The 26,585-nt window shown below is 62.2% G+C and carries 21 protein-coding genes; 11 read left to right on the forward strand and 10 right to left on the reverse strand.

Annotation, left to right across the window (positions count from 1 at the left end):
• Positions 1–220: 220 nt before the first annotated feature.
• The 4 genes from M2341_RS16480 to M2341_RS06615 all read right to left on the reverse strand — a co-directional run bounded on the left by M2341_RS16480 (position 221) and on the right by M2341_RS06615 (position 5,675).
• The gene (locus tag M2341_RS16480) at positions 221–541 is read right to left on the reverse strand and encodes a histidine kinase dimerization/phospho-acceptor domain-containing protein (protein ID WP_181558473.1); all 321 of its coding nucleotides are present in this window, start codon (positions 539–541) and stop codon (positions 221–223) included.
• Positions 542–688: 147 nt separating this feature from the next.
• Positions 689–1,687 (reverse strand): GlxA family transcriptional regulator, encoded by a 999-nt coding sequence (locus M2341_RS06605; RefSeq protein ID WP_264584676.1) that lies wholly within the window; start codon positions 1,685–1,687, stop codon positions 689–691.
• Positions 1,688–2,119: 432 nt separating this feature from the next.
• Positions 2,120–3,901, reverse strand: coding sequence for an ATP-dependent helicase (locus M2341_RS06610; protein ID WP_264584677.1), 1,782 nt, complete (start codon positions 3,899–3,901; stop codon positions 2,120–2,122).
• Positions 3,894–5,675, reverse strand: coding sequence for an ATP-dependent nuclease (locus tag M2341_RS06615; RefSeq protein ID WP_264584678.1), 1,782 nt, complete (start codon positions 5,673–5,675; stop codon positions 3,894–3,896). Before M2341_RS06615 ends, M2341_RS06610 begins: the two co-directional genes overlap by 8 nt.
• A 379-nt stretch (positions 5,676–6,054) precedes the next feature.
• Between M2341_RS06615 and M2341_RS06620 the strand changes: the two genes are divergently transcribed.
• The 3 genes from M2341_RS06620 (at position 6,055) to M2341_RS06630 (ending at position 10,144) form a co-directional block, all read left to right on the forward strand.
• Positions 6,055–6,657, forward strand: coding sequence for a hypothetical protein (locus tag M2341_RS06620; RefSeq protein WP_264584679.1), 603 nt, complete (start codon positions 6,055–6,057; stop codon positions 6,655–6,657).
• Between the two features lie 332 nt (positions 6,658–6,989).
• On the forward strand, positions 6,990–8,879 hold the full coding sequence (locus M2341_RS06625) for an endonuclease NucS domain-containing protein (RefSeq protein WP_264584680.1): 1,890 nt from the start codon (positions 6,990–6,992) through the stop codon (positions 8,877–8,879).
• Between the two features lie 17 nt (positions 8,880–8,896).
• A complete protein-coding gene (locus M2341_RS06630) occupies positions 8,897–10,144 on the forward strand; it encodes a YiiX/YebB-like N1pC/P60 family cysteine hydrolase (protein ID WP_264584681.1) in 1,248 nt (415 codons plus the stop codon).
• A gap of 36 nt (positions 10,145–10,180) precedes the next feature.
• On the opposite strand, the gene M2341_RS06635 is transcribed toward M2341_RS06630, so the two are convergent.
• The gene (locus tag M2341_RS06635; protein ID WP_264584682.1) at positions 10,181–10,729 is read right to left on the reverse strand and encodes a hypothetical protein; all 549 of its coding nucleotides are present in this window, start codon (positions 10,727–10,729) and stop codon (positions 10,181–10,183) included.
• Between the two features lie 522 nt (positions 10,730–11,251).
• Between M2341_RS06635 and M2341_RS06640 the strand changes: the two genes are divergently transcribed.
• The 6 genes from M2341_RS06640 to M2341_RS06665 all read left to right on the forward strand — a co-directional run bounded on the left by M2341_RS06640 (position 11,252) and on the right by M2341_RS06665 (position 17,759).
• Positions 11,252–11,656 (forward strand): DUF2946 family protein, encoded by a 405-nt coding sequence (locus M2341_RS06640; RefSeq protein WP_413715297.1) that lies wholly within the window; start codon positions 11,252–11,254, stop codon positions 11,654–11,656.
• A gap of 120 nt (positions 11,657–11,776) precedes the next feature.
• A complete protein-coding gene (locus M2341_RS06645; protein WP_264584684.1) occupies positions 11,777–12,271 on the forward strand; it encodes a DUF2244 domain-containing protein in 495 nt (164 codons plus the stop codon).
• A 3-nt stretch (positions 12,272–12,274) separates the two neighbouring features.
• Positions 12,275–12,505, forward strand: a complete 231-nt coding sequence (locus M2341_RS06650; RefSeq protein ID WP_264584685.1) for a hypothetical protein — start codon at positions 12,275–12,277, stop codon at positions 12,503–12,505.
• A 2-nt stretch (positions 12,506–12,507) separates the two neighbouring features.
• Positions 12,508–14,517 (forward strand): TonB-dependent receptor family protein, encoded by a 2,010-nt coding sequence (locus M2341_RS06655; protein WP_264584686.1) that lies wholly within the window; start codon positions 12,508–12,510, stop codon positions 14,515–14,517.
• 192 nt (positions 14,518–14,709) lie between these two features.
• The gene (locus M2341_RS06660) at positions 14,710–16,827 is read left to right on the forward strand and encodes a TonB-dependent siderophore receptor (protein ID WP_264584687.1); all 2,118 of its coding nucleotides are present in this window, start codon (positions 14,710–14,712) and stop codon (positions 16,825–16,827) included.
• Positions 16,827–17,759 (forward strand): alpha/beta hydrolase, encoded by a 933-nt coding sequence (locus tag M2341_RS06665; protein WP_264584688.1) that lies wholly within the window; start codon positions 16,827–16,829, stop codon positions 17,757–17,759. Before M2341_RS06660 ends, M2341_RS06665 begins: the two co-directional genes overlap by 1 nt.
• A gap of 210 nt (positions 17,760–17,969) precedes the next feature.
• Here M2341_RS06665 and M2341_RS06670 read toward each other — a convergent pair whose 3' ends face one another.
• Positions 17,970–18,683 (reverse strand): DNA alkylation repair protein, encoded by a 714-nt coding sequence (locus M2341_RS06670; protein WP_264584689.1) that lies wholly within the window; start codon positions 18,681–18,683, stop codon positions 17,970–17,972.
• Positions 18,684–18,891: 208 nt separating this feature from the next.
• On the opposite strand from M2341_RS06670, the gene M2341_RS06675 reads away from it, so the two are divergent.
• Positions 18,892–19,890, forward strand: a complete 999-nt coding sequence (locus tag M2341_RS06675; protein WP_264584690.1) for an SdiA-regulated domain-containing protein — start codon at positions 18,892–18,894, stop codon at positions 19,888–19,890.
• A gap of 47 nt (positions 19,891–19,937) precedes the next feature.
• Here M2341_RS06675 and M2341_RS06680 read toward each other — a convergent pair whose 3' ends face one another.
• The 4 genes from M2341_RS06680 to M2341_RS06695 form a co-directional block, all read right to left on the reverse strand.
• Complete coding sequence (locus tag M2341_RS06680; protein ID WP_264584691.1) at positions 19,938–20,372, reverse strand: pyridoxamine 5'-phosphate oxidase family protein; 435 nt, start codon at positions 20,370–20,372, stop codon at positions 19,938–19,940.
• Positions 20,373–20,466: 94 nt separating this feature from the next.
• Positions 20,467–21,909, reverse strand: a complete 1,443-nt coding sequence (locus M2341_RS06685; RefSeq protein WP_264584692.1) for a family 43 glycosylhydrolase — start codon at positions 21,907–21,909, stop codon at positions 20,467–20,469.
• Between the two features lie 55 nt (positions 21,910–21,964).
• A complete protein-coding gene (locus M2341_RS06690; protein WP_264584693.1) occupies positions 21,965–22,669 on the reverse strand; it encodes an acetylxylan esterase in 705 nt (234 codons plus the stop codon).
• Positions 22,670–22,730: 61 nt separating this feature from the next.
• Positions 22,731–23,681, reverse strand: a complete 951-nt coding sequence (locus M2341_RS06695; RefSeq protein WP_264584694.1) for an alpha/beta hydrolase — start codon at positions 23,679–23,681, stop codon at positions 22,731–22,733.
• Positions 23,682–24,002: 321 nt separating this feature from the next.
• On the opposite strand from M2341_RS06695, the gene M2341_RS06700 reads away from it, so the two are divergent.
• Positions 24,003–26,468, forward strand: coding sequence for a glycoside hydrolase family 9 protein (locus M2341_RS06700; RefSeq protein ID WP_264584695.1), 2,466 nt, complete (start codon positions 24,003–24,005; stop codon positions 26,466–26,468).
• The last annotated feature ends 117 nt before the right edge of the window (positions 26,469–26,585 follow it).

Genomic DNA, 26,585 nt, shown 5'->3' on the forward strand with positions numbered 1-26,585 from the left:
GCAAACAGGCTTTCGAGTTTCATCGCGATGAGCGCGTAAAGATCAGATCTCATCCCATGCCTCCGTGCTAGAGGATGATGCCGTGGTGCCGACGTTTCAATTTCAGCGGCGCGGCGTTTCGAGACAAATCGACGCCAGTTTCGTCGGGGTACGGCAAACGTCTCGTGGCCTGGTCGAGCGGGTCACCAAGCTGCGATATCCGGTAAAGATATTTTTGGATTTACGTGTCGCTCTGAGGTGCGGGCGAAGACGCGTCGTCAGCAAGCGGAGGCATCTGACATGCAGCCTGAAGGCTACTTTCTATAAGGCGAAGATGCGCCAGGACCGTATTTTGCAGCTCGCTGCATGCCGACACGATTGCAGAGGCATATTCCTGCTGGGTTGCCCCAAGGTTTCCATCGAGCTTGAGAAGCTCAGCAAATCCCGTGATGTGGGTGAGCGGTGTCCTGAGATCATGCGACAAAGTGTGGAAGTAGGTATCGAAAAGAGAGTCCTTGCGGAGCGGAACATTTTGCCATTGCTCAACAGCGTTTTGTATCATTTGCTGAAATCTCCACGCTGGGGTGGCGAGACTGCCGCGCTTTATGTCTTTTCACTTATCGTGAGCCTGCGGGAACGAGTTGCCATCGCCTCTTGGCACCACGATGTCGTCCCGCAGCGCTGTTTTCAACTTCGCTGATGCGACCATTCAGGACAGAATAGCGGCTCTTTCGACGTTGATCGGCTCTCCGCCTCCGCTGCTGTGAAAGCGCATGCGATACTCCAGGGGCGTGACGCCCATCCTGCGCAGGAATGCCCGTCTGAGCGTAGTCGTCGAGCCGAACCCGGCAGTGTAGGCAATCGCTTTTATCGGAGCGGAACTTTCTTCCAGCAGTCGTCGCGCAATATCGATCCGGGTCAATTCGACATATGCGATTGGGTTCATGCCGAGTTCGGCGCGGAACAGCCTGGAGAGATGGCGCGAGCTTACGCCAGCAATCTTTGCAAGGGTTTCAAGGGTCAGCTTCGCGCGGGGATGTTCGAGGATGTGAAGTCTTATCTTGTCGATCGGGCTGTTGGAAACAGTTTGTGCGGTCAACAGTGCGCTGAATTGCGACTGACCGCCGGGTCGCTTCAAGAAGACGACCAGCCGCCGTGCCACCCAAAGCGCCAGTGCCCGCCCGTGATCCTCCTCGATCAACGAAAATGCGAGGTCTATCGCTGCGCTTACCCCTGCGGAGCTGAACACTGGTCCGTCGCGCACGAAGATGAGGTCGGGTTCTACCAAAATGTCCGGAAAGTCGGCGGCAAGGCGTGCAGCATACTCCCAGTGGGTTGTCGCACGACGACCCGCCAGCAATCCGGCATGAGCCAGCAAGAAGGCCCCGGTGCACGTCGATCCGTGACGCCGGGACTGCCGTGACTGCTCCCGCAACCACTCATTAACTGCTTCGCTTTGGGGCGACGGGACGCCATATGGCCCTGCTACAATCAAAGTGTCGCACGGCTCTGTCTCGTCGTAGATGCTGGCGTCAGGCAGATAAACGATGCCGGAGGCGCTTTGCTCCGGCATGCCCCGTTCTGTCACCAGCTTGACGCGATAGCGATTACCGGACCCCATTTTGCAATTCGCTTCAAACAGCGCGTCTCGTACACCGGCTATTTCCAGCAGATGAACGTTGCTTGGGGCGAAGATTGTGACGAGCATGGCCTGAAGCGCTCCGCGGCGACGCAAGATCACCGATCAGAAACACGATACGCCTCGGGTGCTCAATTACCTACAACAATGGGGTCTGTCAGAGCAAATGCAGCTGCGGATGTCCGAGCGGCGCAGCTCGACATAGCATGTCAGCTTCTGCTGCCGTTACCCATGGCAGAGCATAGCTCTTTTAATCCCTTGAACTCAGCCAGCGCGCACAGATACGACCGACTTCGCCAACAAAGCCGACCTTCCGGAGCCCAAATCGGCTTTCCGTTAGCGGTCGTACGTTTATTACTCAGCACGCCGTCTGGCCAGCGAGATTGGGCCGATTTCGTAACCGCGTCCGAGTGACCGTGATGTCGTCTGGGCGTCCCGGGGTCGGCGAGCGGAGTGAGGATGTCACGCGCCTGAAAGTGGTGGTCGGTGCTCATGGCATTGTCACCCTTGCTGGCTACGCTTGTAGAGCTCGGCGACCCAGGGCGAGTGATGGCCTTCCTGATAGACGATGGCGAGCTCCTTTCGCGGCCGGGTGACGCTAACATAGAAGAGCCGGCGCGCCTCGCGCAGCGCCCCGGCGGACTTCCTGTCGCGATTGCTCGGGATGTCGCTTGCGTTCATCCCGTAGAGAACCACCGCGTCGAACTCGCGCCCCTTGGCGCTGTGCAGGGTGCTGAGACTGAGCCGCCCGGTGCCTTCGATACGGCCCGAGAAGACGTTGAGCGGCATGTCCTTGTCCTGCGCGGGATCGGTCTTAACCACCATCTCGGAGCAGATCTCCCATTCCTGCTGGGGGTTGCGCGCCAGCACACGCCATGGGGCGACCAGCTCGCGGCAGAGACGTTGCAGCCAGGCATGCGTCGTCTCGCCCGCATCAATGCTGCTGCGCAGGAAGGCGATGAGCTGGCGAGAGACCGTCTCCTGCTCGGCGTCGCTGGCGCAGCCGCCATAGACGAGCGCGAACGCCTGGGCGAGCAGCCGGCCATAAGGCGGGTCGGCCTCGCGCCAGCCGCCGGTGACCCATCCGGCGCAGCCCTCAACGAAGCGGGCGAGGCTCGAGCTGCGCTTGATGAGCGCATTGCCATCGGTGCGGACGTGCGCGACGCCCCTGCCATCGAGCGCGTGTGATATTTTGTTGCCGAGCCAGGCGGCGCGGTAGAGGATCGCGATCTGCTCGGGGCGATGGCCGCGCGCAAGCAGCGCGGGAAGCACGGTCTCGGCAATCGCCGCCGCCTGCGCATCATGGCCTCCCATGACGGGGTAGAAAGTGAGCTCGCCTTCGGGTGCGCCGTCGAGGCCGCGATAGTCGCGTTCCTCGCCGAGCGCGCCGAGCGACGCCCGGATGATCCTTGCACCCGAGCGGTAATTGAAGCGGAGACGAATTTCTCGAACGTCGGGGCGGGGCGCGAGGCTCTGAAGAAGCTCCGGATTGGCGCCGGTGAAGCCATAGATCGACTGGTCGCCATCGCCGACCGCGAACAGGCGCATGCCGCCGTCGAAGCAGAGCAGCAGGACCAGTTCATGGAGCGCATGGCCGAGGTCCTGATATTCGTCGACGAACAGGACCGGGAAGCGCGCCTGCAGCGCGGCGCGTATCCAGCGATGCGCCTTGATCATGCCGAAAGCGATCAGCGGCATGTCGTCGAAATCGATCAGCCGGCGGCGGCGAAGCTCGGCTTCATAGGCCTCGATGAAATCGGCCAGTTCGGGATTGATCCCGCGCCAGGCGGGCAGACTGCGATCGACGTCGCGGCGCCGTTTCTCCTCGGCGAAGCTCCACCGGTCATGGGGATCGAAGCGGTCGTTGAAAACCGCCAGATAGGCGGATTCGACCGCGGCCCGGCGCTGGGCGGTGGTGGCGACGCGAAAATCCGCAGGCAGCAGGCCCGGGAAGCACCGGGCATAAGGCATGATGACCTGGGTCAGCGCGAAACTGTGCACCGTGCCGATGAAGTTGCGGTCGCTGCTCAGCACGCCGAGCGCCGCAAGCCGGTTCTCGAGCTCGATCGCGCATTCGTTGTTGTAGGTGATGCAGGCGACGCCGCGCGGATCGACGACATCCTCGACCAGCGCACTCGCCATGGCGGTGGTCAGCGTCTTGGTCTTGCCGCTGCCCGGGCCGGCGAGCACGACGCAGTGTCCGCGTTCGCGTACGGCATCGGCTTGTTCGGGGTTGCCTGCAAGGTCGGCCAGCGCACGCACCAGCGCGAGATGGTTAGACACGCGCGGCTACATAGCCGACGGCGCCGGCGATATAGGCGGGGGGCGCCAGGTTCCAGGCCAACTTATTCTTGAGCTTGGCGCTCAGCCGCCCCTTGCCGATGTCGGCGACCATGGCAAGGAGCTGCGCAGGATCGACTGGCGCGCCGGCGCGCCAGGCAGCGATGCGCGCCTTGCGGATCGCGCCAAAGCCCTGCTCCTCCAAGATATCGAGCAATGCCGCCTGCAGCCCCGGCGTGTTCGCGACCGCGATCTCAAAGGTCTGGTCGTTGAGGAAGATACCGGCCTGGCCCCATCCGGCGCAGAAGCCGGCAAAATCGGCGGCCTGCCACTGCGCGCGCTGCTCGGGCGTCAGCGGCGCGGTGCCGGTCACGGTGCAATAGGCGTCCCAGATGCCGAGGGTGCGCGCCTTGCCGAGCGGCGGCTTGGCGCCATCGAGCGGATCCCAGTCGGTGATGACCGAAAAGGGCAGCCCGAGGCTCGCCGCGAGCTTCACATAGGGCTCAAAATGGATACCTGCGACATTGCAGACGCTGATGCCGAGCCGGTCGAGATTATGCCCGATCGCGTCGGCGAAGACCGGCAGCAGCGTCTCCTCGGCGTCGCCTTCGACGAAGATGACGCCGCGCGAGAACAGCAGCTCGGAGCGCGTGGCGGTCAGATATTTTTCGATATCGTCGAGCTCGTCGGGGCTGACCGGGAGGGTAGCGAGCGAGTAGGCCCGGGTAGCGCCGCCCGCCGCGCGCAGCTGGACGATGGAGCGCAGCGGCGCCGCCGCGGCGAGCGTCGGCGAATGGCTGGTGACGATCAGCGCCTGTGCGGGATCGGGGGATTGGAAGAGCTTGTCGAACACCGCGCGCTGAAGCTGGGGATGAAGGTGCGCCTCGGGCTCCTCGATGCACAGCAGCGAATAATTGCGCTCGTTTTTGGCGCGGCGCCAGGCGAACTCGGCGAGCTTGAGCGCCACAAGCGCGACATTGGCGGAGCCGAGGCTGGCCTCGGCGAGGCCGCGCCGGCCATTGTCGATGTAGAGTGCGATCGCTCGGAACAGGCGCAGCGGATCGGCGGGCGCGAAGCGCAGCCGGGCGTCGATGTCGTGGGCGGTGCCGGCGAGATCGAGGATGCCCGAGCGCAGCGCTGTCTCGAGCGCCTTTACCGATGGAAAATTCTCGAGCCGCTTGGTGGCGGCCTCGAGGTCGGAAGCGACGCCGTCGAGATCGGCGCGGCTGACCGAGGCAATTGCGTCCTCGAGCAAAGGGCGCAGCGGCGAGTTGCGCCAGGAGGCGAGCTGGCCCTCGGCGTCGCGCAAGGCATCGAGCATATCGAGCGCGATGCGGCGGCGCACCCGGCTCGGGACGGCGCGCGATTCGTCGCTACCGCCATAGACCAGGAACTCGCAATCCTCGCTCGACTTAGGGATGCCGGCGATCTCGGGCTTCTTGCGATAGATATAGCTCAGCCTGGCGACAGCGGGATCGGCGGCGGTTCGAAAATCGGTGAGCAGCGCGACCAGCGCGGCATCACCGTCGAAGTCGGCGAAATCGAGATGGACCTCGATTTCGGGCGATGCCGCCAAATCGCAGCCATCCCAGAAATCCGAGAGCTTGAGCTGGCGCGCCGAATCAGCAAGCGTCGGGTCGAGGACAAGGCGTACCGCAAAGAGGAGGTTGCTCTTGCCGACGCGATTTTCGCCCAGGAGGACGACATTGCCCGCCAAGGGCACGTCGATTGCCTGGAAATTACGGAAGTTTCGGATACTCAACTTGGCCAGACGCACGCCGTCCCCCTCCCATCCAGATCTTTATCTTGCCCCCAAGGCGCGAGAGTTCACGCGCGAGCGCTTAAGTCAACTGATCAGTTCCGCCGATAATGGCTGCACTGAGGCAGCAAGCCGACCGCTATGACGGGCACACCGGCGGCGGCAACGAAAGCCACGCATCCAATTTTCGCGCTGCCGATGCGCGCCTGCCGCGAAACGTCGCTTTGAGCTGGATCCACCGAGGCTACCACAGCATTCCGCTCCAAATTCGGTCTTTCGGTCGCGGGGATGCACTACCTGATAACTCTCGTTCGTTCAGCAATTTGCCGGCAAGTCCGAGGTTTTGGTCAATACAGGCCTTGCGTCTGTCGCAGTTCCCGGTCAGCCTGAGGATCAAATGACGACGATACCAGACATCTTCATTATCGAGTCTTTAGGTCCGGATGACGAGGGCAATGGACGCCTCGAAGGTCCGATTATTGCTCACATCGCTAGATTGCACGGCAAAAACCCTACATACCGATACGTGCGGAACCGGAAGGACTTCGCGAAGGCTGTGAGGGCGTTCTCAAAATCCAACTACCGCTATCTACACATTTCCGCCCATGCCGACGATGAAGGCATCACGACGACGAATCTTGAAGACGTGACAAACGCCGCCTTGGCTAAGATGCTCGGAAAGCAGGTAGCGGGACGCCGAATTTTTTTCTCAGCGTGTAGTATCATTCACGAAAAAATGGCGGCCGAAATCATCCCGCCGACCAAGGTTTTTTCGGTGGTGGGTCCCAGAGAGGATATTGGGTTCGCTCAAGCTGCCGTATTCTGGACCGCCCTCTACCATCTCATGTTTGAGCATGATGCATTAGCGATGAAGCGGGCTGCCCTCATTAAGAACCTCAAGAAAGTTGCCAGTCTGTGCGACGTCGAGATTGGCTACTTCGGGCGATCGGCCAGCCGGAAGTCCGGCTTCTCCCGAGATATCCTCGCTGTAAAGGGTTAAAGTACACTGGGTCTGCGAGCGGCGACCTCGCGGTCGCGCCTCCGGCTCGGCCCTTTCCGTCGCAACGCGACATACATTCACAGCAACTCGGGTGGCATAGTCGACTAGCGTTGGGACATTGCCGCCGCGCGATCTGGATGCTCCAGTAAATAAGATACCATTGCAGGGGGGGGCTCCCGATTTCCTGGGGAGAACTTGAGCACTTTTTCTTATGAAAACTGCGTTACCGGCAACCAATAGCAATGGAGGGCGGCCTCGCAACTCCCTGCGGACGCTGTTGTCATTGTGGTAACGGGCCTGCAAACGGACAGATAGACTACGAGGAGGGCGCCGTGGCCGTTGGCCAGCCAAATGAAAACTTGCTCCGCGATTACATAGCTGATCGGCTTGACATGGTCGAAGCCGGCCTCACCTTGGTGGGCCGCGAACATTACCTCAAGAATGCGCGCGGCGCGGCGGGTTTCCTCGACATTTTCGCCCGTGATTCCTTCGGTCGTCTCGTCATAATCGAATTGAAGCGAACAGATAGCTCGGCCAGAGAAGCCATTCAGGAACTCTTCAAATACGCTGCCTTACTTCGCGAGCGCTACCTCATCCGGGACATCGAATATCGCCTCATCCTCTTGTCGGTGGAGTGGCACGAACTCCTAGTCCCATATTCGGAAATGAAGAAAACGGCCTTCTTCGATCTGTCCGCAGGCCGGATCGTCTTGGATGCCAATGGCTGGCCGGTAGACGTCGAGCCGGTGGAAGCCATCGCTACAGCAGCCCCGCGCCGGTTCTCAAAGCGGCATTTCCTGTGGCGATTTGAAGATGGGGGCAAAGCTGATGCGGCCGCGCCGCTCATCGCGGCACGTATGACAGCCGCAGGCCTTCGAGACTTCGTATTAGTGAGGTGCCGCGCGAACGACGAGAGGCTCCGCGGCAACGTGTTCCTTTATTTCGCACATCAAGAGCTGACGTTGAAAGAGTATCGCCAGAGCCTTCGCCGACAGCTTAGTTCTGAAGCCTACAACGAATTCGAGGAGCAGATTGCCGATCTTACAGAAGAGGAAGACCGCGTCGGCGAGGCCGCGGATGCAGTTTGGTTGCCGGGGTACGATGAACTTTTTGAGCGCATCGACTCCGATTATTCGGAAATTTCGCATCCCGAAAAGGCATCACACTGGTTTAAGGAAGGATCGCTCGCGGAAGTCGAGGTGATGAGGTTCGGCCGCTTCAACGACGTGATCATTTCGGACGACAAGATCATCGAAGAGCTGATTGGTCAGGGCGGCGCGTCAGATTTCCTGCTTCGTTCGAATGCTAGCACCGTATCCCCGCCGCAGATGGCGGCGCTTCGCGCAGCGGTTTCGAACATATTCTTTTTCAATCCGGAATGGCGTAATGCCTGCCTCGACCTTCTGACCTATGCCGAGAAAACCGGGCCGGCAAATGTCACGGTGGCAGCCTTCAGCAATGAAGATATTCTGCGCTCCATCGCCGGAGCGGCCTTTCGCTATCCTGGCTATGTCCCGACCTTCAGGTTGGAGATTGCACGAGTTGCCACAGCGGTCGAGACATTCATGGGCGTTCCCGAGTGGGATGGATCGACCATCGATTTCGACAGTGTGCGCGAGGCCCACTTCGGAGATGACCCCTTCGCCTATTTCATGGCCTGCCATTTCGGCGAAAATCGCGGACTCAATGCGGACCTCATGCACGATCTCGGGTTGCGATACATTGTATTCCGCATGGGCAAAGACGGGCCCGAAGCAATCCGTGTCGTCGGCTCATCCATAATTGCCTCCCCGAGGAAAATCCGCGGATCCGTTTTCGCGCTGATCGAAGCGAATATTCCCGAGGTCCACAAGATCGTGTCCATGTTCATGGAGCATGATCAAGGGTTCCAAGAGGCGATCACGGCGTGGGTCAACGATCCGCCCAATCTCGCGGAGCGAGAGCTGGAATCTCGCCTGGAAGGCCTCGTTGCGACAGAGGAAGAGCGTTACTGGAACGGCGCGGTCGGCGAATGCCAAACCTGTGGCCATTCCCTCGCCGCAGCGCAGTTCATGATCGATGCGCACATCGGCGGCGGCGCGAATGTATGCGCGCTCTGCTATCTGGCCGAGGGCGACGGCCGCGGTACGATATTCTTGGCAACTGGACCGCGCTGGCGAATGCTCGGTCGAGACGGGGCATCGCGCGCCATGCCTGAAATCGCCAGAGATGCCGAGCCGTGAAGCGGATCAGAGTCGAAATGCTGAAGCCGGGCGATATCGTCCTCACGTCCGACAGCGGCAAAACGAGTCGGCTGGTGCGCAAAGCAACCAGCGGGGCAGTTTCACATGCGATGGTCTGCGTCCAGAACGGGTCTGTCATCGACTCGACCGATTTTGGTGTCCAGGCACACAACATCCAGCGCGAGCTTTACAACGACGCCGATCTGTTGCTCGTCTATCGCCTGCGCGACCCGATCGACGCTCTGCATATGACGGCGGTGATCGAGCTTGCCAGGTCCGAGATCGGCACGCGATATTCGAAGCTTGAGGCGGCGCGATCGATCCTTCCAGGCCCAAAGCCCAGGGACAGAAAGATGTTTTGCTCCCGTCTGGTCGCCCGCGCCTACGCCTATGCTGGCGTCCGCCTCGTGACCGACCCTGATTATTGCACGCCCGATGACCTGCGAAACAGCCCGCTACTGGTTCCGGTGGCCGACATGAGCGAGTCCGTGTCGGAGCGTGAGCTCGCCGCATGGCGGCGTCGCCCCAATCCGATCGCGGCCATGCAGGAAAGCCAGAATGCTGTCCTGACCGCTGCGCGGCAGCTTGATCCGGCGGTCGAGAATTTTAACGACCTCGACGCCATGGTTCAGGCTCATCCCGAATGGGATGCCGATATCGCACGAGCTTATCGAGAGTCCGGCTACCTCGAAATCTGGAAATCCGACTTCGTCATCAACCCATGGCACTATGATCCTGATGCGATGGAGGAGGCAGGCAAAGGCGCGGTGCAGGGAGACAGCCTTCACAGCTATTGCGTAAGCACGATTCGCGAAGCGCAATCCGGCGGTTTCCGGTACGCCGTGAACCTAACGCACTACCGGGCGGCCTTTGACACATCGAAACGGGAAACCACCGGCCAACTTGTCGCCCTTTATGAGCGCCTGGTCTGGAACGATCAGATGCGCCGCGAGACGGCTCTGACTTGGCTGCGGCGCCATTTCCCTGAGGACGCCAAGAACGAGCTTGAACGTATCCTTCCGCATTCTCAACTGTGGTTCTCGATGGTGGATCGCGTTGAACCTCGTCTCGGTGCGATTGCACGCCTGTCGATACAGAGCTTGGGATCTGATGAGATATGCTCATCATGCGGTGAGCCGGCCGACGACTACCGACTGGTCAACGGCGCAGAAGCGATGCCCGGTGTTCCCTCGCTGAGGCTATGCTCCGACTGCCTTGGTATAAGGCGAGGCGGCGGCGAGGTTCTGGAACCGTTCGACGATTGATCGCACGCTGTCCTCACGACCGTGCAGGCCTGCCCTCTAGCTCGGCAAGTGTGGTCGCTCGCGTTCCAACCCGTGAAATCCGAAGATAATATGATGACAGCGAAATGGCGTGGGATAGGATTTGCCCATCGGGACGGTCCGATCATGGACCGAGCTGCGATGTGAACGAGCCAAACTGCCGGGCGGAGTGTCTTCGAATTCGACTCCCAGCCTAGCAGCAATATTGGTGAGCGTTTCTTCCTCGCTGCCGTCCAAGAGATATCCCAACATTGTGCCCGAGGCCACCAAGGGTGCATAGCGACAGGTCAGGAACTGGTCGCGGATATCAGCGAGATAGTCGGCCAGCGCTCTTGGAGAATTCAATATTTTCGCCTCTGCGGGCCACATTACGCGGGGATCTGCACGCAGAACGAAAGCCAGGTCATAGGCCGGCGGTTGTGCCGGCGCCGGTAGCATCGTCTCGCGTTCGAACGGGCTATGCTGGACATAGTAAGGCGCCTCACCCGGAACGACATCGTCGATCGCAGCGGTGAGCAGTTGAGTGATGCTGCGTTCTAGGTCACGGCCGTCAAAGGCGGGCGACAAAGCTCGCAATCGCTCGAAACCCGACCAGACCCATTCAATCAGCTCTTACGATTGCACCGAAGACAGCAGTCCATAACGTCCCAATTTGCCGGCATTTTGCGGCCGCCGCCTGAACCAACGGCGGCTTTTCCTCCCCGCGCACCCAGAAGCTGCCTGTTCGGATCGTCCCGCGTTGCCGACATTCGATGGGCGGCCTGAACGAGCGGCGACTTACCGACATCGATCGCCGCGAAGCGGACAGTTCGGATTGTCCGACATCATGGCCACTCAGAGCCTCACCATCGGACGTCGGCTGTTGGCCAACTCTGCCGTTCGATGATCAGCTTGGGAACGACAGCAATGTCCCAGCTCGCGTCATTAAGACGGAGATGAAAGAATGTCCCTTTCGTGGTTCTCATTCATCAGCCCGAAAGTCCGACATGGCGGCGGCTCTAGAATTACCACTTCACCGGATGGCGCTCTCTGATGTGGCGGGTCTAAAAGGATGACTTTCCCGTTCCTGGCAAGTAAAGGGCCAGCCACATGTTCCCGCTTCGCACCTTCTTTTTGCGGCATCGCCTCCTGGCAATTGTGGTGGTCATGGCGGCGTTGTGCATAAAGGCGCTTGTCCCAAGCGGCTATATGATTGGGCAAAACAGCAAAGTCCTGACCATCCAGATCTGTCATGATGGGATCGGTGAAACGATCACAAAGCAGGTCGTCATTCCCATGGATGGCGAGCACGGCAATTCGAGCGGCAAGCAGGCCAAGGGCGATTGCGCCTTCTCCTCGCTGTCGATGGCGTCGATGGCCGGCGCCAGCCCCGCTCTGCTCGCGGCCGCTTTGGCCTTCCTCATCGCACTCGGCTTCACGCCGACGCGCTTCCCGGCCCCCGAGCGCATTTTCCATCTCCGCCCGCCGCTGCGCGGGCCTCCGGCTCTGATCTGACAGACTGAGTTTTTGTCGGACCGGCCGGTCTGAGCGTTTGACCACGCACATGCACCGGCCCTGCCGGAGCATATTCCTATGTATCAATTGCTGCACCGTTCTTCGGAACGGCCCTGGGACATGTCCAGTTATGCACTGGACAGCCTCCCATTCGCTGATCGCGACAGCGATCGCCATCTCATCCTGCATATGCAGGAGAACCGATCGCACCTCACGCGGGAGGCACGGCTCTGCTTCAGCGTGATCGCGCTGCTGTTCATGGTGACGAGCCTCGCCCCGGCGATGAAAGGCCAATGGCTCGTGCCGGCCTTCTCGATGCTGGCCATGGCGGCACTGACCTGTGCGCTGGAACGGCATGTCAAATCGCGCCCTGCCAGCGAGACACTGGAACTCGACCACGGTCACATAAGGCATCGCGACAGTGCGGGCCGTATCGTCGAATATCCCGCTTACTGGATGCGCCTCGCCACCGAAGGACGAAGCGAAGCAGACCTGCGGCTTTTCTTGCGCAGTCGCGATGGCACAATCGAGTTTGGTCGCTGCCTCAGCCTGGATGAAAAGCGGGAGGTCGCTCCGCTGGTCGCCGCCGCGCTGGTCAAAGCAGGAGGGCGCTGAGCGATGGCCTGGCTGAAACTGTCAGATGCGCGAGCAAAGGAATGGCGTCGATTCCGTCGGCGGACATGGGCCATCATCGCGCTGTGCTTTTCCGCCCGCGGGGCGGACGCCGCCTTCGGGCTGCACATCATCGAACACGCGCCATCCGCCGCAGCGCAGAGCGGCGCGCGCTGTGCGGCCAATGCGGACCGCGACCCCGAACATCAGCATCTTCAAATCAAAAAGGGAATATAATCGTGAAGACATCCATCATCGCGCTTGCCGCTGCTCTTGCGGCCACTCCAGCCTGGGCGGCAGACGCCGATCAGTCGTCTCGGGCGAGCGATATTATCGTCACTGCCACGCCCACCACGGAGCAGGCTGCAGCGGAAATCGAGCGGACGCCCGGCGGGGTGGAGGTCGTGCCGGACACCGCGTTCAAGAACACGCCGGTGCAGCACATCAAGGACATTCTGGCCTATGTCCCCGGCGTTATCACGCAGCCGCGCATGGGCGACGATGCCCGCGTTTCAGTGCGCGGATCGGGGCTCTCACGGGCTTATGGCGCGCGCGGCATTTCCCTGTTGCTGGACGGCGTGCCGATGAACACGGCGGATGGCCTCGTCGACTTCTTCGAGGTTGATCCCAGCGCCTATCGCTATGTCGAGATATTCAAGGGCGGCAACGCCATGCGCTATGGTGCCAATGCCCTTGGCGGCGCGATCAATCTGGTCACGCCAACCGGCCGCGATGCCGCGCCGCTCGATGCGCGCATCGACGTTGGCAGCTTCGGCTATGTGAAGGGTAAAGCCAGCACCGGCGGCGTTTCAGGCACGCTCGACTATTTCGCGACCGTTTCGGCTCAGAGGATCGACGGCTATCGCGACCATAGCGATGGCAATGCCCTTCGCGGCAACATGAATGTCGGCTACCGCATCTCGCCCGATGTCGAGACGCGCTTCTATCTGACCGGCGCTTCCACCAATCAGCGCATTCCCGGCGAGGTCTCGAAGGCGAGCGCGCTTGGCAATCCCCGCGCCGCGAACCCGGAGTGGGTGCGACAGGACCAGCAGCGCAATGTCGAGTCCGTCCGCATCTCGAACAAGACGACGGTCCGGCTCGACCAGACCGTGCTGGAGTTCGGCGCCTTCTACAACTGGCGCCATGTCGATCACCCGATCTACGAATATCTCGACTACACCGTCGACGATTATGGCGGGTTCCTGCGCGCCGTGGACGATCGCAATCTGGGCAGTCTGCGCAATCGGCTGATCGTCGGCGCCAATCTCCACAACGGCAAAATGGACACCGAGCAGTTCGTCAACCTGACCGGCGCAGTGAAGGGCGCGCTGACCCAGTCGATGGTCGACACGTCGAAGAACCTCTCCATCTACGCCGAGGACTCGCTCTACGTGCAACCCAACCTCGCACTGATCGCGGGCGTCCAGTATCTGCACGCCACTCGCGACCGCCGCGACCGGATCGGCACGGGATCAGGCCGCCAAAGCTTCGACCTCTGGAGCCCGAAGTTTGGCCTGCTGTGGGACGTTCAGCGGGACGTTCAGCTCTTCGCCAATGTCTCGCGCAGTGCAGAAGTGCCGAGCTACGATGCGGGCATCTTCTCGTCGCCGACCACGAGCATGGAGGCGCAGCGCGCGACCACCTACGAGATCGGTACGCGCGGACGCAGCGGCGTCATTGGTTGGGATGTCTCGCTCTATCGTTCCGAGATCCGCAACGAGTTGCAGTGCCTCACGCTCTTCCCATGGGCGCCGTGCACCACCACCAATGCCGATCGCACCGTGCATCAGGGGATCGAAGCAGGGCTGGATGCCACGATCCCGCTGTCGCCTTCCGGGGGCAGCCTCGCGCTGACCGCCGCCTATACTTACAGCGACTTCTTCTTCGACGATGACGCCATCTACGGGAACAATCGCATCCCCGGCGTGCCGAAGCATTATCTGCGTGCCGAGATGCTCTACAAGCATCCCAGCGGCTTCTACGCTGGTCCAAATGTCGAATGGGCGCCTGGCCATTATTTTGCCGACAATGCCAACACGCTGACGGTCGATCCCTATGCGTTGCTGAACCTTAAGGCCGGGTTTGATCTGGGCGAGCGCTGGTCGCTCTATGTCGAGGGCCGGAACCTCACCGACAAGCGCTACATCTCCACGGTGGCCATTGCCGGCACGGCCAGCCCGACATCGGAGATCTTCAATCCGGGCACCGGCCGTGCGGTGTTCGGCGGCATGCGCTTCACATGGTGATGCCTGCCGAGCCAGTCACCTCCAGCAGGCGCCGCCTATCGCACGATCTGGCGCTGCTGTTGCCATGGATCGGCTCGTGAGCCGCGCCGGCCGCTCACCTCATCGCAAATTAACCGCCGGGTGGCTGCGCCGCGCGCGTCGCTCGGCTGCCAGCGTCGTCACGGACGCCCCCAAAAGATCGAAGGTATCATCATGAACGGACATTTTCTTGACGGCACTGCAACCTGCGCACTCGTGGCGCTGGGTTGCCTGAGCTCCGCAGCTCACGCACAAACATTAGCCGAAGCTCCGCCGAGTTGGGCGGGCGATACCATTGTCATCACGGGAAAGCACGAGGGCTATGCCGTCCCCACGTCGGGCGCAGCGACGCGCACCGATACGCCGCTGATCGAGGTGCCGCAATCGGTGCAGGTCATCACCCGCTCGCTCCTGCAGGAGCAGGATCGCCGCACGCTGGGAGAGGCGCTGGTCAACGTCTCCGGCGTGACGCCGACGCGCTCAGAGGAAAACCTGTTTATCCCGCCGATCCTGCGTGGCTTTCCGGGAGAGGTTTATCTCGACGGCCTGCCGATCTTCGCGGGCAATCAGCAGGCCTATGACCCGAGCAGCCTGATCGGCGTCGAGCGGATCGAGATACTCAAGGGACCAAGCGCGACGCTCTATGGCGGCGGTCTCGGCACGCCGCTGGGCGGCATCATCAACGTCGTCACCGAAAGGCCAAGCGACAAGACGGGCGGATATCTCGCGATGCGCGCCGGCAGCTTTTCGACCTGGAACCCCTCTGGCGACATCAATGTCGCGTTGACGTCCGGCATCTCGGCACGGGTGGCAGGTGAGTATCAGAGCAACGAGAGCTGGATCGACAAGGTCGGCGGCGAGCGCTGGTCCATTCAGCCGAGCCTCTCATTCCAGATCGATGCCGATACCGACTTGCTTCTGCAGGGGCAGTTCAACCGCCGCCGCCAACTGGAATATTCCGGCCTGCCCGCTGATGAAGCTCTGGCCGGCACGCTCGACCGCAATGCCTTTCCCGGATCGCCGATCGGCCAGCCTCGCACGAGAAATGACAATAACATGGGCACGGCAACGCTGCGCCATGCCTTTTCGGATCGCGTCAAACTGACTGTCACTGGCCGCTATTATGACAATGACGTCGATGAGAGCGGGAGCTTCGTCTATCCCGGCCTGGCCGGGACCGGCACTCTGGCGCCGCTCTATGACGTCTTCCCGATCACGATGGTCAATCGGACGAAGGAGGCGACCATCGACGCGAACCTCGCCGTGAAAGCTGACATGCTTGGCGGCGCACACACGCTGCTACTTGGCGCCAACTACGACTGGACCAGTTTCTACAGTGCCATGGGCCTGTTCGTGAGCGACAGCCCTTCCGGTACAATCGATCTCTCCAATCCAACTTATGACCTCAGCTACACGCCCCAGACCCCAGTCAACAGCTACACGGATGACCGGTTCGAGACGTTCGCCGCCTATGTGCAGGATCAGGCGACTTATGGCCGCCTCCATCTGACCGGCGGCCTGCGGCTCACCCGTCTGAAGTTCATCGAGAACAGCAATTTCGGCGTAGCGAACGATAGGACCTTTACCCATGTCTCGCCCCGCATGGGCGCGACCTTGGACGTGGTTCCTGGCATTGCGCTGTTCGCGGGGTATGCGACGGCGTTCCGCGCGCCGTTCGGGTTCATCGGGACACAGGCGGCGAAGCCTGAGACCTCCAGCAGTATCGAGGGTGGCGCCAAGCTGGCGCTGCCCAAGGCTGGCCTCTCTGGCACAATCGCGGTCTTCCGGCAGACGCATGACAATGTCGTCACCGTCGACCCGACCAATGTGGGGTTCTTCATCCAGAGCGGGCGACAGCGTGCCAGCGGCGTGGAAGTCGATCTGGTGTGGGAGCCGACCCCGGCTTTTTCGCTGCTGGCGAACTATGCTTATACCGACACCCGGGACGATGGCATTGCTCCCGGCGATACGCTTGCCCGCGTGCCCAAGAGCAGCGGGCGAGTCGCAGCGCGCTATCGGGTGCTCAATGGTCCTGCAAAGGGGCTGTCGTTCGGGGCTGGGATCACCGCCTTCACCTCGCGAGAACTGACGCTGCCCAACAGCATCGCGGCTCCCGGATACGCCGTGATCGATGCGCAGGCCACTTATGATCTCGGACGGTTCTCCCTCGGCATATCCATCGTCAATCTCGGCAACCGAAAGGCCTGGGATCCGCACAGCTATATGGGCTATCCGGTCGTCTCGCCCAATCAGCCACGATCGGCCTTCGTCACGCTCAAGGCGCGCCTCTGATGGTGGAGACCTTCAAGAAACCTCTGGGAAAAGCGGCGGGTCTCATGATGGCAGCCGCGCTGCTCGGCGCGACGACGGCTATGGCGCAGACGACCACAGGCGGGGAGATCATTCCGCTCTATGCGAAGGGAGCAGTCGCTTCGCTGGGAGTCCCGGAATCGCGGGACACCCTCGAAACCGGCGAGACGATGATCTTCAACGTCAGCGAACCCACGCTGGAGGTGTTTCGTCCCGAGGCCGGAAGCACCAACGGCACGGCGGTCATCATCGCACCGGGCGGCGGGTTCGTTGGTCTGGCCTACGAGGCTGGCGGGACGGCTATCGCCCGTCAGTTGGCGCAGCGGGGCGTCACCGCGTTCGTGCTCAAATACCGCACCATCAAAAGTCCCGAGGACGCGATGCACATGCCCGAAATCCATATGAAGGAGATGGAGGGCATCATGGCGCGCGCCAGAAACGGTGTTCCGGAGCAAGTGCCACCTTTCGCGGGCGAGGAGCATGCGGTGGAGGATGGTGCACGCGCCATGTTGATCGTGCGGCAACATGCCGCTGGATGGGGCATCGACGCCAAGCGGATTGGTTTCCTCGGTTTTTCATCTGGCGCATTCCTTGCAGCCAATCTCGCCATCGGGGACAAGGTCTCGCGGCCCGACTTTGTCGGCCTGATCTATGGCGGGCTTCGCACGCCGGTTCCTCCCGATGCGTCGCCCGCGTTCATTGCCGGAGCCGCGGACGACGAGTTCACACCGAATGATCCTGTCCAGCTCTATACCGCCTGGCGGAAGGCGGGCGCTGCCGCTGAGCTTCATATCTATGAGCGCGGCGGACACGGGTTCGATCTGAAGCCCAAGGGCGCTACCAGCGACCACTGGTTCGATGAACTGATCTGGTGGATGCATTCTCGTGGCTTGATGGCGCGAGCAAAGCGCTGATCGAAAGCGGCATGACCTCGGATCGCAAGTCCACCAATGACCAGTTTCGGCGAAACCCGTCATTCAGGGTCGCGCTCGGGAACGACCGTTAAGTCCCACAGTCAGACCATCGGTTGCTTCAATCGATTCAGATGGGCATAACTTAACGCGGTACAGAAATTTCCCAATGATTTGAGTGCCCATCGCTTTCATGCCGGGCGCACCAAAATCTCACAATTTTGATTGCTGCTTGTGATGCAGCCTTTCGATCACCTTCCCACTTGAGAGTTCGCGGCGTGCGTCGCTGCCGATCCAGCGTGCGGTCTTGTCGTCCGATGCGGCGAGCTGCTCCGCGAGCGCCAGGGCGGGCTGGTGACAGGCGAGGTTGCGTTTGCCGATGTTGCGCAGCGCCCAGTTTACCGCCTTGCGCACATAGTTTCGCGCGTCCTGCGCATGGTTCGCGATCAGGGGCAGCGCGTCCATGAAGGTCGCGTCCGGCTCGGCCTTGCGATGGACCGCCATGCCGGCGATCATGGCAAAGGCAGCGCGGCGGACGAACTCGCGCTCGTCGGCGGCGAACACGGGAAGGAGCGCGTCAAGCCCCGCTTCCGCGAACAGGTGGGCGGCGATGTCCACGATCTCCCAGGACTCGAAATCGTCCGCCCATGCGCGGGCTTGCTCCGCCGTCAGCCGGGCCGGCTCGGCGGTGTAGATCGCCAGCACCCGCACATCGCGAATGCCAGTCTGCCACAAGGCCATCGCGCGTTCATGGTTAGGGCCGATCTGTTTGGCGATGCCCCGCAAAACCGGGTTGCTCAGCCCCAACGCATTATCGGTATGAATGCCGACCTGCTGCATGCCGGCAAGTACTGGCTCGGAGGTCATGCTTTGCATGGCGGCAACGATCTCCGGCACCGATGATGCTTGGGTGAGGGGGGCGGGCATGAGTTGAGATCCTGTATTGGGAACGTTGCGAGGTCGCATCTAGGCCGCCTGCTGCATTCGCTCTTTGATGGGGCGCAGGCGCATGTCCCGATCTGGTGCGGTCCTTTCCCCAGCCGGAGTCATGGTTAATCAAATGTAATCATCCTGTCATTCGCGCCTCCGATAGGCGGGCGACCTCCATGGGGGAGGGCATGATTCGGAGGTTGCCATGAAGATGATTTTCCTGCGCGCGGGCATTGCGATGTTCGCCTTTTCTGCTGCGTCTTCCCACGCGGCTGGCCTGCTCGACAATTATGTCGTCGGCTTCAGCAAAGCGATCGACACCAAGGAAGCCAGCGCCGTCGCTTATAATTGGGACACGCGCACGCTGATGGTCACCAATGACGAGGAAGAGGATGACGGTACGAACATCTGGGGCGAATATGATCTGAATGGCAACAAGACCGCGACGATCAGCCTCTCCGGCTGCCTCTCGCTCGGCAGTTCGCAATGCGATGCCGAGGGCCTCGCTTATGTGGGCAACGGCCAATATGTCGTCGCCGAAGAGCGCTATCAGGATATCGCGCTGCTCAGCCAGACTGGCGTGAACGGCACGACCCGCACCTACACCGCCTATCCGGATGCGCCGACGATCAGCGTCGGCTCCGATGCGGGCAATAGCGGCCTGGAGGGCATTGCCTACAACAAGGTGACTGGGGACTTTTTCGGCGTGAAGGAACGCAGCCGCGAGACGATCTGGAAGATCTCCGGCACCAATTTCGGCACTGAGACGGCGACGGTCACCGAGCTGTTCGATATTGCGGCGCTGCCGGGCCTCGATCGGCTGTCTGACATCGCGGTGCTTTCCAATGGCATCTTCTCCGCGACGCCGTTCGGCGACAATCTGCTGATCCTCAGCGGCCGCTCGTTCAACCTGCTCGAGGTGACGCAGGCCGGCCAGATCGTGAGCAGCTATGATCTCTCCGGCTTCAAGTCGCTGGTCGACCCGGCCAACCAAGGCGGCAAGTTCGAGGGCCTGACCCTCGACGATGCCGGTAACATCTACCTCGTGAGCGACGATGGCGACGGGCCGAACCAGTCCTATCTGGTCAAGCTCAGCTATGCCGGATCGGTGCCGGAGCCGGCGACATGGGCGATGATGCTGGGCGGCTTCGCGCTGATCGGCAGCACCATGCGGCGGCGCAAGGTGGCTCTCGCTTTCAGTTAAACGCAGCGACAACGGGCGTCGCGGGCAGACCGCGGCGCCCACTCAGATCAGAGGGGGACTTCCCCCTCGTCGCTGCCGTTCCAATAATGGATGCGACGGGCGCGGACATGGATCATGACGAGATCCGGCGTGTCGATGCCCTGCTCGAACCAGCGTTCGAGATCCTTGTTCCAATGTTCGGCAAAGCGCGCCTTGTCGCGGATCAGCTCCGCGCGACCCTCGACGGCGATGAACAGCGGGGGTCCGCCCAGCAGCCCGACCGCGCCGGTGAAGGTGAGGCCGACCTCGGGATCGCGCTCGATATCGGCGATGGTGCGCGCCGCCTCATAGGTGAAGAAGAAGCTGTCGCCGCGCCAGGCGACCTCACCATTGTTGCTCATCGGCCGGCTGGCCAGCGCGCCGCCCTCCGTGCGCGTGGAGAGCATCCCGAAATCGATCTTGCCCATCTTCTCGGACAGGTCATCGAGCGTCATGTCAGCCATTAAGGGCCTCCTGGAGAAGCCGGACGAGAGCGTCCGGTCTCCTCCAACGGATCATGATGGCTTAAGGTTGCGTCGGGTCAGCTGACGCCAATTTTCAGGGCTTCTTGAACGTCCAGCGCCCGGCCGGGCTCTCGGGATCGAACTTGACCAGCGCCGGCGTAGTACCGCCGATGGCAACGAGGGCGCGCGCTTCGCCCGTGCCGGGCGTCGCCTTCGGCATGATCCGGTAGGTGCCGTCGATGAGCTGGTCGATCCGCCAGAGCTGCTCGGGCGCGCCGGTGAAGGCCGGCACCGCTTCCACCTCGCCCGCGGCCGTCGCCGCCAGCGCCCGTTGCGTGCCTGCGATGACGATCTTGTAATAAGGCGCGCCCATCACGCCGCCGGCGCCCGGCACGGGGGCGACCGTCCAAAGCTGCTGGGGGCGGACCATATAGTCGCCCAGATCGACCGGCACGGCTCCGGCCGGCCAGCCGGGTTCGACCTGCCCCAAGGTCTGGTCGGGTACGTTGACAGGCGGTGTGCCGGGCGGGGCGAAGAAGCTGCGGCGGGCGTCAAAATCGATCCGCACGAAGTCGGCGGCAAGTTGGAGGGCATAGCCGCTACGCTCGGCCTCGATCTCATAGGTGCCCTCGGCGATATTGTCGCCCGCGACCGGCCAGCCATCTTTCCATAGCAAGGGGCGGATGCCGAGCACGCTGCGGCCCCGGTTCATGTCGATCTCATAATGCATCGAGACCTTCTCGACGCCCTCGCCAAGATCGATCAGCCCGAAATGGCCGGGGCCGATGTCCCGTCCGCGCGCGTTGACGACCATCTTGCCGCCGCCCTTGAGCAGCGGGATGCCCATATGATCCACATAAGGCCCGAGCGGATCGCGCGAGCGGCCGACGCGGATGTGATAGGTGGAATTGGGGCCATCACAGCAGGTGCCGTGGGTGCCCAGCAGATAATACCAGCCATCGCGATGAAGCAGGGCGGTCGCTTCCATGTCGATGGCGATATCCACCGCCTTGTTGCCGGCCTTGCGCGCGCCGGTGGCCGGGTCCAGCTCGATCATCTGGATCGCGCCGAAATAGGTGCCGTAACTCAGCCATAGGCGGCCATCGACATAGAGGAAGGCCGGATCGATGGCGTCGAGATTCTCCTTGCCATCGCTGGAGGCGACCGTGCCCACCTCATGATAGCCAAAGTCCGGCGAGGCGGGATCGAGGGATTTGGTCCACATCATCTTCACGTCGCTGGCATGGCCGCCGGACATGCCGCCGCCGCCGACGGCATAGGAGACATAATAGCGATCGCCGATCTTGATGACATCCGGCGCCACGCCGCCGCCCGGCCGATTGCCCCCGCTGCGCCACGTCCAGCCATCCTCGGAAACCAGGCCGTCCTTACCGGTGCCGAAGGTATAATATTTGCCGTCCGAATAAGTGATGGTGGACGGATCGTGGATATAGGGCTCGCCCTCAAGCTGCGCGCTGGCGGGACTCTGGAGCAGGAGGGCAAGGGTGAGGCCAGTGGCTGCGATGGTGCGGTTCATGCGATCACCTCGGTTGGGCGAAGAGGGAGAGGGGAGGAGCTGGGGTGCGGCTCGGTCAGAGCGTGGTCACCGCAAGATCGGTGACGCCGCGTCCGGCTTCATCGATGAAGCGGACGCAGTAATCGCTCAGGCCCGGCCCGTTAATGACCGCGCCGCGAATGATGTTGCGGCCCTTTTTCAGGGTGATGCGGCGCGAGACCACATCGTCCATCACCATGCGGCGATCGTTGAACAGGACGGCCGTCTCCACCCCATTGACCCACCACATGGAGGCCGAGTTTGAGCCGACGGCCATGCGCACCTGCATGTCGCGCGGGCTGTCCACGACGGTCGCGACATGGAAGATCACGCCATATTTGGTCTTGCCGAGTGACTGGGCAAAGTTGAACAGCATCACATCGAAGACGGTAGAATCCAGCGCGTGCCAAGCGAGCTTCTGGCCTTCCACGGTCACCGTCTCGCCCGCCCGCGGCAGACCGGCGGTCTGGGTGGGGAAGGGATAGGCGGTCAGCGTCTTGCGCACATAGCTGCCGGTAAACACCGTATTGGTGCGGTTGGGCTTGGCGATCGGCTCCAGGATCAGCCAGCGGCGGATGAACCCGTCCCCATCCGGCCTGGCCGGGGCGCGCCCGGCAGGCGTGAAATAGGGCGCGAGCGTGCCGGCGCTCTCCGCTGCGCTTGCGACGCCCGGCAGGGTGCCCAACAGGATCAGCGAGGCGAGGCAGCAACGCACATGGGATATGGCCTTGGACGCGATCATGGTCATTCCTTCAAGGGTGGGCTGCGGCGTGCGCAGCCCGGGAAGAGACCTGCGGGGCAGGTCAGGACGGTTTCAGCAGTCCGTGCATGTCCAGCCACGCTACAAAGGCATCCAGCCAGCCGGTGCTGGTCGTGCCTTCCTTGCCGAGGCCGAAACCGTGGCCGCCGCGCTCGTAGAGGTGGAATTCAACCGGTTTGCCGGCCTCCTGCCACGCGTCGAGCAGGCCGAAGCCCTTTTTGGCGAACAGGGGATCATCCGAGGCGATGACGCCGAACAGCGGCGGCGCGTTGGCGGGTACGGTCACCCGCTCCATCGAGCCGTAGATGGGCGCGATGAACGCCAGGTCGAGATCGGGACGGGCGAGGGTCGTGACCATTGTCGTCATGGCCCCGGCCGAAAAGCCCATCATGCCGACGCGCTTGGGGTCGATCCCCCACTCGGCGGAACGGGCGCGCACCAATGTGATCGCGGCGACGGCATCGGCAATCTGCTCCGGCAGGCCGGCCACGGCTTCGTCCGGGCTGGAGCGCGTCTCCGCCCGGCCGACATTGGCGAAGGCAGCGCGCAACTGGCTATCGAAATCGGCAAGCGCGGGCGGCGTGGGCCGCAGGCGATATTTGAGCACGAAAGCGGTGATGCCCCGGTCTGCCAGCGCACGGGCAACCCGCCAACCTTCATTCTCCATGGAGAGCAGCAGGAAGGCGCCGCCCGGCGCGACGATGACCGCGGTGCCATTGGCCTTGCCCGGTGCCGGCAGCACCGGTGTAAGCGTGGCGGTGGAGACATTGCGGGCCATTGGCACGCCATATTGGCGGAACCAGCTTTCGGGCGCCGTGGCGCCCTTGACCGGGCCGGTGCCGAGCGGAATGGCGCCGGGTTCTGCCGGCGCGGGAATGGCGGTAACGGTCGCATCCTGCGCGGCGGCAGGTGACAGGGCGGCAGGAAACAAGGCGGCGAGAGCCAGCGCGGACAGCACGGTGCGAACGGACGCATGACGTATCGAGATGTTCAAGACTTTCCTCCCCGGTTTAGCGGCGGTCGATAGGCCGACTGCCTGCCTCCTCCTCGATACGCCATTGCGGCGAACCTGCGAGTCCCCCGATGCGATGGCTGCAGGATAATCGTTGATTTCTTCAAACGTCAACTTGTCCGACAAAAATAACGCGCAGTTTCAATCGCTGAACTGAGCCGAGCAGTCTGTAAGCCAGCGTTATCGCACAATTTTGTTGCCAATCTGAAAATTGCACAGCTATGTTAGCGTTAACAAAATCAGGAGGGATGGATGCGGCGCGCGGCTTTGTTTGGATCTTTTGTCGTAGTTTTTATGGCTTCGATGATGCCCGCTGCGCATGGCGAGGAACCGGCCCTGCGACTTGGTGATTCCGGCTATTTCGAGGCGCCTGCCGCCAATGTGCTGGTGTTCAGCAACTGGTATGACGGGCTGTTCGCCGACTCGAAGATCAGCGGCGTGGAGATCATCCAGCAGGATCGGCGTATCGCCACCAATGGCGATGTTCGCCTCTCCGCCACGCCGGGGCAGTGGGATGCGATCGGGCGGATGATCGAACGCAAGGTCGATGCGCGGACCGGGACCATCGAGGCTGTTCTGGAATATCCCGAGCATGATTTCCGCTACATCATCCGCGCCGTTCCGCGCGGCGCCGACCTTCTCCTGACCGTCGAATTGCCGCGCGCCTTGCCGGCGGCGCTGGTGGGCAAGGCGGGGCTGAATTTGGAGTTCCTGCCCTCGGCTTATTACCACAATGCCTTCATGGTGGATGGCAAGGCCGGTGCCTTCCCGCGTTATCCGGCCAGCGCGATGGTGCGGACGCCGGAGCGTAATCCTGCGAGCGGACGCAGCGATGGCCCCGGTGCCGAACCGCTCCCTCTGACTCAGGGCAGTGACATCGTCCTCGCGCCGTCCGATGCCGCGCGCCGGGTCCGCCTCCGCTCGCAGACGCCTATCGCGCTGTATGATGGGCGCAATCAGGCGCAGAATGGCTGGTTCGTCCTGCGGTCGCTGCTGCCGGCGGGCAAGACGGGCGTGGTGGTGCAGTGGACTCTCTCGCCAACCAGCGCGCCCGGCTGGCTGCGGCCGCCGTCCATCGGCCATTCGCAGCTTGGCTACACGCCGGGGCAGGCGAAGGTCGCGACGATCGAGATCGACCGCGCCGACACCCGGCGCGCGCAGGCGCAGCTTCTACGCGTCGAGCCTTCGGGGCAGGAGGTGCCCGTGCTCAGCGGCACGCCTGCCGAAGCGGGGGATTATCTGCGCTATCGCTATCTGCGCTTCGACTTCAGCGCCGTGCGCGCGCCGGGGCTCTACCGGCTGGCCTATGGCGACAGCAAGACCGCGCCGTTCCGCATCGCACAGGATCTGTTTGCCGATGCCTGGCATCCGACACTGGACGTTTACTTCCCGGTGGCGATGGACCATGTGACCGTTAACGAGGCCTATCGGGTCTGGCACGGCGAATCCCACAAGGACGATGCGCGGCAGGCGCCGCTCAATCATGAGCATATCGACCTCTATGCGCAGGGGCCGACCACCGATACGCGGTTCAAGCCCGGCGAGCATATTCCCGGCCTTAACATCGGCGGATGGTACGATGCCGGCGACTATGACATCCGCACGCAGACCCAATATGCCGTGATACGCTCCATGGTGCGGAGCTGGGAGGGCTTCGGGCTGGATCGCGACACGATGAGCGTGGATGGTGCCACACGGCGCGTGGAAATCCACGTGCCGGATGGTCAGCCCGACCTGCTCCAGCAGATCCGCCACGGCACGCTCCAGCTCGCCGCGCAATTCGATGCGGTGGGCCATGCGATCCACGGCATTGTGGAGCCGGATGTGGGGCAGTACACGCATCTTGGCGACGCCGTGACCAAGACCGACGGCAAGATTTATGATCCGGCGCTCAAGCCTTATGAGGTGAAGGGAGACCGTAGCGGCACGCCCGATGATCGCTGGGCGTTCACCAGCCGGTCCTCGGCGCTCAATTTCGGTTCGATTGCGGCGCTGGCTGCGGCCAGTCGCGCCCTCAAGACGCTGGACCCGGCGCTCTCCGCTAAGGCATTGGCCATTGCGACGCGGGTGTGGGCCCAGGAGCAGAGCCATCCGCCTTATGTCTTCCAGCATGGCAATACGACCGGCGGGCCGCTCGAAGCCGAGCAGTTTGCGGCCGCCGTGCAATTGCTCAAGACCACGCGGGACAAGCGCTATGCGGCACAGATCGAGGCACTGTGGCCGTCCGTCTCAAAATTCTTCGGCTTTCAGGCCGCGCTGGCGACGGAAGCCCTGCCGTTCATGCCGCCTTCCTATCGCACGGCGATGGAGCCGCTCGTGCGGCAATGGGCCGCGCAGAGCGACAAGATCGCCGCCGCCAATCCCTATGGCGTGCCGATCTCGGAAGGCGGCTGGGCGGGGAACGAAGGGGTGATCGACTATGGCCTCGCCGCTTATGCGCTGCACAAGGCTTTTCCAGCGATCGTGAAGCCCGATGCGGTGTTCCGCAGTATCGACTATCTGCTCGGCAACCATCCCGGTTCCGACATCTCCTTCGTCTCGGCGGTTGGCGCGCGATCCAAGGAGGTGGCCTATGGCACCAACCGCGCGGACTTCAGCTTCATCGCCGGCGGTGTGGTGCCGGGTGCGCTGATTATCAAACCGGATTTTCCGGAGAACCATGAGGACTGGCCGTTCTTCTGGGGGCAGAATGAATATGTGATCTCGGCCGGCGCGGGATTTATCGAACTGGCGAACGCTGCGCATGAGCTGGCGAACGCGGAGCGGTAAGCAGGGGTGAGACTAACCACCCCTCCAACCGTCACCCCGGGCTTGACCCGGGGTCCAGCTAACCTGTTCCGGCGCATTTCGTCTGGCAAGATCCTGGCGAGAAGTCGGTCCGGAAGG

This window comes from Sphingobium sp. B7D2B, from assembly GCF_025961895.1.
Lineage (GTDB): Bacteria > Pseudomonadota > Alphaproteobacteria > Sphingomonadales > Sphingomonadaceae > Sphingobium.

Coding starts and splice junctions, on each gene's coding strand:
- M2341_RS16480 (WP_181558473.1), bottom strand. CDS start 541: ATGATACAAAACGCTGTTGAGCAATGGCAAAATGTTCCGCTCCGCAAG.
- M2341_RS06605 (WP_264584676.1), bottom strand. CDS start 1,687: ATGCTCGTCACAATCTTCGCCCCAAGCAACGTTCATCTGCTGGAAATA.
- M2341_RS06620 (WP_264584679.1), top strand. CDS start 6,055: ATGACGACGATACCAGACATCTTCATTATCGAGTCTTTAGGTCCGGAT.
- M2341_RS06630 (WP_264584681.1), top strand. CDS start 8,897: ATGCTGAAGCCGGGCGATATCGTCCTCACGTCCGACAGCGGCAAAACG.
- M2341_RS06640 (WP_413715297.1), top strand. CDS start 11,252: ATGTTCCCGCTTCGCACCTTCTTTTTGCGGCATCGCCTCCTGGCAATT.
- M2341_RS06645 (WP_264584684.1), top strand. CDS start 11,777: ATGTCCAGTTATGCACTGGACAGCCTCCCATTCGCTGATCGCGACAGC.
- M2341_RS06650 (WP_264584685.1), top strand. CDS start 12,275: ATGGCCTGGCTGAAACTGTCAGATGCGCGAGCAAAGGAATGGCGTCGA.
- M2341_RS06660 (WP_264584687.1), top strand. CDS start 14,710: ATGAACGGACATTTTCTTGACGGCACTGCAACCTGCGCACTCGTGGCG.
- M2341_RS06665 (WP_264584688.1), top strand. CDS start 16,827: ATGGTGGAGACCTTCAAGAAACCTCTGGGAAAAGCGGCGGGTCTCATG.
- M2341_RS06670 (WP_264584689.1), bottom strand. CDS start 18,683: ATGCCCGCCCCCCTCACCCAAGCATCATCGGTGCCGGAGATCGTTGCC.
- M2341_RS06675 (WP_264584690.1), top strand. CDS start 18,892: ATGAAGATGATTTTCCTGCGCGCGGGCATTGCGATGTTCGCCTTTTCT.
- M2341_RS06680 (WP_264584691.1), bottom strand. CDS start 20,372: ATGGCTGACATGACGCTCGATGACCTGTCCGAGAAGATGGGCAAGATC.
- M2341_RS06685 (WP_264584692.1), bottom strand. CDS start 21,909: ATGAACCGCACCATCGCAGCCACTGGCCTCACCCTTGCCCTCCTGCTC.
- M2341_RS06690 (WP_264584693.1), bottom strand. CDS start 22,669: ATGATCGCGTCCAAGGCCATATCCCATGTGCGTTGCTGCCTCGCCTCG.
- M2341_RS06700 (WP_264584695.1), top strand. CDS start 24,003: ATGATGCCCGCTGCGCATGGCGAGGAACCGGCCCTGCGACTTGGTGAT.